Genomic DNA, 9,284 nt, shown 5'->3' with positions numbered 1-9,284 from the left:
AACCTGCGACCAATTGATTAAAAGTCAACTGCTCTACCAACTGAGCTAACGACCCACTTTTACGCTGTCAGAACGTTTTAACATATGTCCCGGCAACGGCGGCATATATTACTGATTTACCGTTTCAGCGCAACCACTATTTTCAGATAACTTGTTCAACTGCCTGAGTTTCACCCGACCGGGCCATAAATTAGGCTAAACCCGTTCGTAAGCGGTTAATTACAGCGCAGCCGCACGTTTTTGCGCTTGTTTCGCCACGTCGGTGTTTGGATACTGTTTGATCACCTGCTGGTAGACGGCTTTCGCTTTCGCGCTGTCGCCCTTCTCCTGCATGATCACACCCACTTTATACAGCGCATCCGCGCTTTTCGGCGATTTAGGGTAATTTTTCACTACGGTGGCGAAATAGTAGGCCGCGTCGTCTTTTTTACCCTTGTTGTAATTCAGCTGTCCCAGCCAGTAGTTAGCATTCGGCTGGTAGGTTGAATCCGGATACTTCTTGATAAAAGCCTGGAACGCAGCGATAGCCTGCTCGTTCTGCTTTTTCTCCAATACCAGCGCCACAGCCGCGTTGTAGTCGCTGTTGGCGTCGCCACCCTGCGTCGGCGCAGCAGAAGCGTTGTCGCTGGCTGTAGCGCCTTCTGCGGCCGCTGCCGGAGCCGTAGCGCCTGAAGACGCCTGAGGCTGCGCAGACGCGCCGCTGCTCAGCGTATCTATCTGCTGATAGAGATTCTTCTGGCGTTCGGTGATCTGGTTAAGCTGATACTGGTTTTCCTGAATCTGACCACGCAGCGAATCAATGTCACGCTGGTTGTCGGCAAGCTGCTGCTGAAATTGCTGAAGAAGCTGTGCCTGCGCGTTAGAGATACGCTCAAGCGAGGTGACGCGGTCTTCGACCGAGCCTGAACCTACGTTACTGATTGACGCCTGGGCATTAGCGGCCCAGGGGGCCGCTACGCCAACCAGTAACGACAGACCCAGCAAGTGAAGTCTGAAGTTACTAATCATATGATTCTCTTAGTATACCAGTACGGCACGACGGTTTTTGGCGTAAGCCGATTCGTCGTGGCCCAGTACGGCTGGCTTCTCTTTACCGTAAGAAACGATAGAGATCTGGTCAGCAGAAACGCCTTTGCCCTGCAGGTACATTTTAACGGCAGTAGCACGACGCTCGCCCAGGGCGATGTTGTACTCTGGCGTACCACGCTCATCCGCATGACCTTCTACAGTCACTTTGTAAGACGGGTTGTTACGCAGGAAAGTAGCGTGCGCGTCCAGCATCTGAGCGAACTCAGACTGGATGTCATACTTGTCCAGACCGAAGTACACGATGTTGTTGCGTTGCAGCTGCTGCATCTGCAGGCGCGCCTGCTCGTCGGAGGACATATTGCCGCCGTTCATGCCGCTGTTCATGCCGCCGTTTGCGTCATCGCCCATACCCATACCGCTGGTCTGGTCGTTGTTGTTGTTTTTGTGTGAGCTACATGCAGCCACTGCGATAACTGGCAGTGCCAGCATTAAGCCTTTCAGCACTTTATTCAGTTGCATTTCTACAATCCTATTATTGTTTGCCATACATATTTATATGCATCACAGATACGGCGACCAGGCAGGTGATTTTACCTGTCCATCAGTAGCCGGAAGACGCGCTTTGAAACGACCGTCGGTCGACACCAGCTGCAGTACGGATCCCATGCCTTGAGTAGCGCTGTAGATAACCATAGTGCCGTTTGGCGCGAGGCTCGGCGTTTCATCCAGGAACGTGTCCGTTAATTGTTGAACGGCTCCCGTTTCCAGATCTTGTCTGGCGATATGTTGCGCACCGCCGTTGGTGCTTACCATCACCAGAGATTTTCCATCGGTGCTGACATCGGCGTTCTGATTCTGAGAGCCTTCCCAGGTCAGACGCTGCGGCGCGCCGCCGTTTACACCAATTTTATAGATTTGTGGACGACCGGCCTGATCCGAGGTATAGGCCAGCGTCTGGCTGTCCGGGAACCAGGTAGGTTCAGTGCTGTTATAGCGGCCGTCGGTGATCTGACGCATCTGGCCTGAACCTAAGTCCATCACGTAAAGATTCATGCTGCCGGATTTCGACAGGGTGAACGCCAGCTTGCTGCCGTCAGGCGAGAACGCAGGCGCGCCGTTATGACGAGGGAAAGAAGCAACCTGGCGGATAGCGCCGTTGGCCAGCGTCTGGATCACCAGCGCCGATTTGCCGCTTTCAAAGGTCACATAGGCCAGCTTGCTGCCATCTTTCGACCAGGCCGGAGACATCAGCGGCTCAGGCGAACGGTGCACCACAAACTGGTTATAGCCGTCATAGTCGGATACGCGCAGCTCATACGGGAACTGGCCGCCGTTGGTCTGCACCACATAGGCGATACGGGTACGGAACGCGCCTTTGATGCCGGTCAGCTTTTCAAAGCTTTCATCGCTGGCCGTATGCGCCGCGTAGCGCAACCATTGTTTAGTCACCTTGTACTGATTCTGCGCCAGCACGGTGCCCGGATTACCGGAGGTATCCACCAGCTGATAAGAAACGGTATAGCTGCCGTCGGCGCCAGGCTGGATCTGCCCGACCACCACCGCATCAATACCCAGCGCGGTCCATGCAGCAGGCTGCACTTCCGCTGCGGTGCCTGGCTGCTGTGGCAGACGAGCGCGATCCAGCGGATTGAATTTGCCGCTGTTGCGTAAATCCGCCGCCACGATGCCGCCAATATCTTCCGGGGCTGCGCCCGGGCCAGCCCATTTAAACGGGACTACGCCGATAGGACGTGCGGTGTTAACGCCCTGGGTAATCTCGATGCGAACTTCTGCATGCGCCATAGCGACAAACAGCATCAGGAAACTTAGTGCTACTCGTAATGCCTGCTTCATCTTCTCTCCCTTACCTGAACGCTACGTCCACGATAATTAGCAGTGTTTCAACAAACCAATGGTGCATTTATAGAGTACGGCAAGTTGACCATAGTTCAACCTGCCGCGTCCTGGCATCTTCTTACAGCTAATCTTACGGTTTGAAGATTAACGTCGCCTCTTTCACCGCCTGATACACATCCGTGCTTGGCGGTTTCGGGATCCTCGCCATGCGGGCAGCGTTAATAGCCGCCTGACACAGCGCCGGATCGCCGCCTGCCGGGGTGGCCGAAATCAACAGCCCGTCCGGCGCCAGCTTGATATGCACGTTACAGGTGCGTCCTTTAAACGTATCCGCGTCATAAAACTTGCTCTGGATAGCGCTCTGTACCTGGCCAAGGTAGCTGTCGATAGCGGCGCCGGAGGCACCCGATTTCTTCTGGTTGCCCTGCCCCGCCGCGCCCGCGCCGCCGGTTTTACCCTCTTTTGGCGCGTTCTTGCCGGAGGTCAGGCCGCCCAGCAGGTCGTCGACGTCGCTGCTCTCTTTAGCCGCTTCCGCCGCGGCTTTCTTCTTCGCATCGGCCGCCGCTTTCGCTTTTGCGGCTGCGTCCGCTTTGGCTTTTGCCGCCGCTTCGGCCTTCGCTTTCGCCGCCGCTTCGGCTTTCTCTTTTGCTTCCTCAGCCGCTTTTGCCTTCGCCGCCTCAGCCGCTTTTTCTTTGGCTTCTTTCGCCTGCTGCGCCGCTTTCTCTTTGGCTTCTTCGGCGGCTTTCTCTTTCGCCGCCTTCGCTTCGGCGGCAGCCTGGGCTTTCGCATCGGCCTGCGCTTTGGCTTTTGCCTCCTGCGCCGCTTTCACTTTAGCCGCCTGCGCCGCCGCGGCCGCTTTTTCTTCCGCTTCTTTTTTCGCATCCGCCGCGGCTTTTTTCGCTTCGGCTTCCGCTTTCTTCTGCGCGTCCGCCGCGGCTTTCGCCTGCGTATCGGCCTGCGCTTTGGCATCCGCCTGGGCTTTGGCTTTCGCCTCTGCCTGCGCCGCGGCCTGCTGCTCGGCCGCCTGCTTCGCCGCTTCCTCAGCTTTTTGCTGTTCTGCGGCCTGCTTCGCGGCCTCTTCCGCTTTCTTCTGTTCCGCCGCCTGCGCCGCTTCCTGCTTCGCCTCCAGCCGCTCTTTTTCCAGCGCTTTCAGACGCTGCTGTTCCGCAGCCTGCTTCTGCTGTAGCTCTTCCGCCTGCTGCTTCGCCTGCTTTTGACGCTGCTGCTCGGCGCGCTGGCTGTCGCTCTGCTGATTCTGCTGGCGGTTGTACTGCTCGACGATAGCGCCAGGATCGACCATGACGGCATCAATGTCGCTACCCCCGCCGCCGCCGCTGCTGGCGTCGATATGTTCGTCAAACGAGCTCCAGATCAGTAACGCAATCAGAAAGATATGCAGGATCACTGAAATGATGATGGCGCGTTTTAACTTATCGTTCTGTTCGGTTACCTTCGACACTTTCGATTCCCAAAAACGGTCCGAAATTAAATCGGCTGCGTCATTAATCCAACCGACTTCACGCCCGCCTGATGCAGCAGGTTCAGCGCCTTGATGATCTCATCGTAAGGCACCTCTTTCGCGCCGCCGATCAGAAACACCGTCTTCGGATTCGCTTCGATACGGCGCTGCGCTTCAGCGACGACCTGCTCCGGCGGCAGCTGTTCCATGCGATCGTGATCGACCACCAGGGTGTATTGTCCCACGCCCGCCACTTCAACAATCACCGGCGGATTATCGTCGCTGGACACCGTTTTGGAATCCGTGGCGTCCGGCAGATCCACCTCTACGCTCTGGGTGATAATCGGCGCCGTCGCCATAAAGATCAGCAGCAGTACCAGCAGAACGTCGAGCAGCGGAACAATATTGATTTCGGACTTCAGGTCGCGTTTACGGCGACCGCGCGTTCTGGCCATAGGTCACTCCTACCTGCTGTTCTCGCTGGAGAAAGCCTGACGGTGCAGAATAGCGGTGAACTCTTCCATAAAGTTATCGTAATTCTGCTCCAGCTTGTTCACGCGCTGGTTGAGGCGGTTATACGCCATAACTGCCGGAATAGCGGCAAACAGACCGATAGCGGTCGCGATCAGCGCTTCGGCAATCCCCGGCGCCACCATCTGCAGCGTAGCCTGTTTTACCGCGCCCAGCGCGATAAAGGCGTGCATGATGCCCCAGACCGTACCGAACAGGCCGATGTAAGGACTGATCGAGCCAACCGTGCCCAGGAAAGGAATATGGTTTTCCAGCGTTTCCAGCTCACGGTTCAGCGAGATGCGCATGGCGCGCGTTGCGCCTTCCACCACCGCTTCCGGCGCGTGGTTGTTGGCACGATGCAACCGGGCGAACTCTTTAAAGCCGGCATAGAAAATTTGTTCAGATCCGGCCAGCTCATCACGGCGCGCCTGGCTTTCCTGATACAGGCGCGACAGCTCAATGCCCGACCAGAATTTGTCTTCAAACGCGTCGGCTTCACGGCCCGCCGCATTCAGAATACGGGTGCGCTGAATAATGATTGCCCAGGAGGCAATAGAAAAGCCAATCAAAATCAACATGATAAGTTTGACCAGAAGGCTCGCCTTCAGGAACAAATCAAGAACGTTCATGTCAGTCACTGCTTGAACTCCGCGACAATAGACTTGGGAAGCGCAATGGGCTTCATCAGATGTGGATTGATGCAGGCGATCAGGACTTCGGCTTCATTCAGCGTCCGGCCTTCTGCATTAACAATACGTTGTGCGAATGTCATGGTCGTTCTGGTCATGTTGACGACCTCGCTCTGCACCTCAAGAAGTTCATCAAGACGCGCGGCGGCCAGGTAATCAACCGTGAGACGACGCACGACAAAACCGACCTGCTGTTCCAGCAGCGTCTGTTGACTGAAATGGTGCTGGCGCAGCATCTCGGTTCGTGCCCGTTCATAAAAAGCGACATAGCTGGCATGGTAAACCACGCCACCGGCGTCGGTGTCTTCATAGTAGACACGCACCGGCCATCGAAAAAGCATTGTACTCACTCTACATCCCGGTATAACTTTTTAAACGTTGCTACTATACGCAAGAGCATACGCCTTTGGAATGGATTGCCAGAGGCTAAACAAAATAATTATCTTCCGGAAACAATTATGTGGATTTAGGGAGAAATCTTAAACGTTTACTGACATAACCCAGGGCTGAAAAAAGCCGGGTTAACGGCGGAGAGCAGCGGCGACGAGCAGGAAAAACGGACCGGCGAACCGATCCGTTATTATCCCGCTTTTTTTACGGCAGGCAGTAAAATTCTTTTATGCGCGCTTATCGAGATGTTCGATAGCCAGCGCGGTAATCACCCCGATGGCGCAGGCCAGCAGCGTGCCGAGGATCCAGGCAAAATACCACATCGTTCTGCTCCTTAATCAGTAAAGGGAATGCGTGTTAGCTTCGATCTGCGCGCGCGTGATGCGGCCAAACATTTTGTAGTAGCACCAGCTGGTGTAAATCAGAATAAGCGGCACAAAGATCGCGGCCGTAACGGTCATGATTTTCAGCGTCAGCAGGCTGGAAGTGGCGTCCCACATGGTCAGGCTATGGTTCATCATGCTGCTGGAAGGCATCACAAACGGGAACATCGCCACGCCCGCCGTCAGGATCACGCAGGCTACCGTCAGCGAAGAGCAAAGAAACGCCCAGCCGCCTTTATTCATTCGCGAGCAGATAACGGTAAACAGCGGCAGCAGCACGCCCAGCGCCGGGATAGTCCACAGCAGCGGCTGATGGGTAAAGTTCACCAGCCAGCCGCCCGCTACGCGGGTCACTTCTTTCGCCAGCGGATTGGAAGCCGCATTATGATCCAGCGTGGACACCAGCTGATAGCCTTCAATGCCGTACTTCACCCAAATACCGGCCAGCACGAAGCCCGCCATCATCACCAGCGTGGCGATCTGCGCGATCGTTTTGGATCTGAGATGCAGCTCACCCGTGGTGCGCATTTGCAGGTAAGTGGCGCCCTGAGTCAGGATCATGGTGACGCTGACCACGCCTGCCAGCAGCGCAAACGGGTTCAGCAGCTGGAAGAAGCTGCCGGTGTAGAACAGACGCAGATATTCATCGGCATAGAAAGGCACGCCCTGTAACAGATTGCCAAACGCCACGCCAATAACCAGCGGCGGCACAAAGCTGCCGATAAAAATGCCCCAGTCCCACATGCCGCGCCAGCGCTGATTTTCTATTTTGGAGCGGTAGTCGAATCCTACCGGCCGGAAAAACAGCGAGGCCAGCACCAGCATCATCGCCACATAAAAGCCGGAAAAGGCGGCGGCGTAGACCATCGGCCAGGCGGCAAACAGCGCGCCGCCTGCGGTGATAAGCCATACCTGATTGCCGTCCCAGTGCGGCGCGATGGTGTTGATCATAATACGGCGCTCAACGTCGTTGCGGCCAATCAGACGGCCAAGCATCCCAACGCCCATATCAAACCCGTCGGTAACCGCGAAGCCGATCAGCAGCACGCCAATCAGCACCCACCAGACGAAACGCAACAGTTCATAGGTGATCATGGTTAAACTCCTGTTCCGGTGGCCTGTTCAAAGTGATAACGCCCTATTTTCAGGCTGCTCGGCCCGCGCCTGCCGAACTTAAACATCAGGTACATCTCGGCAAGCAAAAACAGCGTGTAAAGCCCGCAGATAAGCAGCAGCGAAAACAGGATTTGCCCCGTGGTCAGCGATGAGTTGGCTACGGCCGTCGGCAGCACTTCGCCAATCGCCCACGGCTGGCGGCCATATTCGGCGACAAACCAGCCGGCTTCCGCCGCAATCCACGGCAGTGGGATGCCGTACAGCGCGCATTTCAGCAGGAAGCGGCTATGACCGATGCGGTTGCGAATAACGCTCCAGAAACAGCAGAGGGTAACCAGCAGCATCAGCACGCCGCACGCCACCATGATGCGGAAAGCGAAATAGAGCGGCGCGACGCGTGGGATGGAATCCTGCGTGGCCTGACGGATCTGCGCCTCGCTGGCATCGGCTACGTTTGGCGTATAGCGTTTCAGCAGCAGCCCGTAACCCAAATCCTGCTTCGCCTGGTTAAAGGCGGCGCGTACTGCCGGATCGCTGTTGCCTTCCCGTAGCTGTTCCAGCAGCTGGTAAGCGCGCATCCCGTTGCGGATGCGGATCTCATGCTGCGCCATCAGATCTTTGATGCCGGTAACCTGTTGATCCACAGAGCGGGTAGCGATCAGGCCCAGCGCCCAGGGGATCTGAATGGCGTAGCGGTTTTGCTGCGCCTGCTGATCGGGCAGGCCGAACAGCGTAAAGGCCGCCGGCGCGGGCTGCGTTTCCCATTCCGCTTCGATAGCGGCAAGCTTGGTTTTCTGCACGTCGCCGACCACATAGCCCGACTCGTCGCCCAGCAGGATCACGGCCAGAACGGCTGCCATGCCGAAGCTGGCGGCAATAGCGAAAGAGCGCTTAGCAAAAGCGATATCGCGACCGCGCAGCAGATAGAAGGCGCTGATGCCCATAATGAACATGGCGCCGCAGGTGTAGCCTGCCGCAACGGTATGCACAAATTTGACCTGCGCCACCGGATTGAGGATCAGTTCGGAAAAGCTGACCATCTCCATGCGCATGGTTTCAAAATTGAATTCTGAGCCGACGGGATTCTGCATCCAGCCGTTCGCCACCAGGATCCACAGCGCCGACAGGTTAGAGCCTAACGCCAGCAGCCAGGTGCACGTCAGGTGCTGCACTTTACTCAGCCGATCCCAGCCGAAAAAGAACATGCCGACAAAGGTGGATTCAAGGAAAAAAGCCATCAGGCCTTCAATAGCCAGCGGCGCCCCGAATATATCGCCGACGTAATGGGAATAATAAGACCAGTTGGTGCCGAACTGGAATTCCATCGTCAGGCCGGTGGCCACGCCAAGCGCAAAGTTAATACCGAAGAGTTTCCCCCAGAATTTCGTCATATCTTTATAGATTTGTTTGCCTGACAGCACATAAACCGTTTCCATTATTGCCAGCAAAAACGCCATTCCCAGCGTTAAAGGGACAAACAGAAAATGGTACATCGCCGTTAGCGCAAACTGTAAACGCGACAGTTCGACCACATCTAACATGTTGACTCCTTGCTCCGTGCTCAGTTTTGTCCATGCGCCGGGCGGCCAGCGTATGGCCCAACAGGATCGCTCCTCATCGGGGTGACGTAACCCTGTAGGTAAGTGAATAATGTTAATGAGAAAAAATCAGCGGGCCCGCGCCGTTGCTGTTTTTGCAGGATAGCGATCGGGAAAATTTGCGATCGACACAGGAAGTCCCTTTTTATAATTAAAAGCGTAAAGCTGATTTTTTGACGCAGAGCAATTTAATCCCAAAGCTGATTTTTAGCCAGCCTCCGAAGCGTAAATAACTTGCGTTTCTTTGATC

10 protein-coding genes are annotated in these 9,284 nt (G+C 55.8%); all 10 read right to left on the bottom strand.

Annotated elements, in window-relative coordinates:
* Window positions 1–219 precede the first annotated feature (219 nt).
* The 10 genes from cpoB to cydA all read right to left on the bottom strand — a co-directional run bounded on the left by cpoB (window position 220) and on the right by cydA (window position 8,977).
* Window positions 220–1,008 (bottom strand): cell division protein CpoB, encoded by a 789-nt coding sequence (gene cpoB / locus QCD69_RS19145; RefSeq protein ID WP_301253176.1) that lies wholly within the window; start codon window positions 1,006–1,008, stop codon window positions 220–222.
* Between the two features lie 9 nt (window positions 1,009–1,017).
* Complete coding sequence (pal, locus tag QCD69_RS19140; protein WP_253454868.1) at window positions 1,018–1,548, bottom strand: peptidoglycan-associated lipoprotein Pal; 531 nt, start codon at window positions 1,546–1,548, stop codon at window positions 1,018–1,020.
* A gap of 42 nt (window positions 1,549–1,590) precedes the next feature.
* Window positions 1,591–2,883: a Tol-Pal system beta propeller repeat protein TolB gene (gene tolB, locus QCD69_RS19135; RefSeq protein WP_253454869.1), complete on the bottom strand. Its 1,293-nt coding sequence runs from the start codon at window positions 2,881–2,883 to the stop codon at window positions 1,591–1,593.
* 133 nt (window positions 2,884–3,016) lie between these two features.
* A complete protein-coding gene (gene tolA / locus QCD69_RS19130; protein ID WP_301253175.1) occupies window positions 3,017–4,345 on the bottom strand; it encodes a cell envelope integrity protein TolA in 1,329 nt (442 codons plus the stop codon).
* A 26-nt stretch (window positions 4,346–4,371) separates the two neighbouring features.
* Window positions 4,372–4,800, bottom strand: coding sequence for a colicin uptake protein TolR (gene tolR / locus QCD69_RS19125; protein ID WP_125288616.1), 429 nt, complete (start codon window positions 4,798–4,800; stop codon window positions 4,372–4,374).
* A gap of 9 nt (window positions 4,801–4,809) precedes the next feature.
* The gene (gene tolQ, locus QCD69_RS19120; RefSeq protein WP_301253173.1) at window positions 4,810–5,496 is read right to left on the bottom strand and encodes a Tol-Pal system protein TolQ; all 687 of its coding nucleotides are present in this window, start codon (window positions 5,494–5,496) and stop codon (window positions 4,810–4,812) included.
* Complete coding sequence (gene ybgC / locus QCD69_RS19115; protein ID WP_301289557.1) at window positions 5,493–5,888, bottom strand: tol-pal system-associated acyl-CoA thioesterase; 396 nt, start codon at window positions 5,886–5,888, stop codon at window positions 5,493–5,495. Before ybgC ends, tolQ begins: the two co-directional genes overlap by 4 nt.
* A 276-nt stretch (window positions 5,889–6,164) precedes the next feature.
* A complete protein-coding gene (cydX, locus tag QCD69_RS19110) occupies window positions 6,165–6,260 on the bottom strand; it encodes a cytochrome bd-I oxidase subunit CydX (RefSeq protein WP_253454874.1) in 96 nt (31 codons plus the stop codon).
* Window positions 6,261–6,275: 15 nt separating this feature from the next.
* Window positions 6,276–7,415: a cytochrome d ubiquinol oxidase subunit II gene (cydB, locus tag QCD69_RS19105; protein WP_301253171.1), complete on the bottom strand. Its 1,140-nt coding sequence runs from the start codon at window positions 7,413–7,415 to the stop codon at window positions 6,276–6,278.
* 2 nt (window positions 7,416–7,417) lie between these two features.
* On the bottom strand, window positions 7,418–8,977 hold the full coding sequence (gene cydA, locus QCD69_RS19100) for a cytochrome ubiquinol oxidase subunit I (protein ID WP_301253169.1): 1,560 nt from the start codon (window positions 8,975–8,977) through the stop codon (window positions 7,418–7,420).
* Between the last annotated feature and the right edge of the window lie 307 nt (window positions 8,978–9,284).

The organism is Erwinia sp. PsM31 (assembly GCF_030433775.1).
Classification (GTDB): Bacteria; Pseudomonadota; Gammaproteobacteria; order Enterobacterales; family Enterobacteriaceae; genus Erwinia; species Erwinia aeris.
This window is presented reverse-complemented; position numbering and strand designations above follow the sequence as displayed.

Bases quoted from the DNA above. Each gene is read 5' to 3' on its own strand.
- cpoB (WP_301253176.1), bottom strand. From the start codon at position 1,008: ATGATTAGTAACTTCAGACTTCACTTGCTGGGTCTGTCGTTACTGGTT.
- pal (WP_253454868.1), bottom strand. From the start codon at position 1,548: ATGCAACTGAATAAAGTGCTGAAAGGCTTAATGCTGGCACTGCCAGTT.
- tolB (WP_253454869.1), bottom strand. From the start codon at position 2,883: ATGAAGCAGGCATTACGAGTAGCACTAAGTTTCCTGATGCTGTTTGTC.
- tolR (WP_125288616.1), bottom strand. From the start codon at position 4,800: ATGGCCAGAACGCGCGGTCGCCGTAAACGCGACCTGAAGTCCGAAATC.
- ybgC (WP_301289557.1), bottom strand. From the start codon at position 5,888: ATGCTTTTTCGATGGCCGGTGCGTGTCTACTATGAAGACACCGACGCC.
- cydX (WP_253454874.1), bottom strand. From the start codon at position 6,260: ATGTGGTATTTTGCCTGGATCCTCGGCACGCTGCTGGCCTGCGCCATC.
- cydB (WP_301253171.1), bottom strand. From the start codon at position 7,415: ATGATCACCTATGAACTGTTGCGTTTCGTCTGGTGGGTGCTGATTGGC.
- cydA (WP_301253169.1), bottom strand. From the start codon at position 8,977: ATGTTAGATGTGGTCGAACTGTCGCGTTTACAGTTTGCGCTAACGGCG.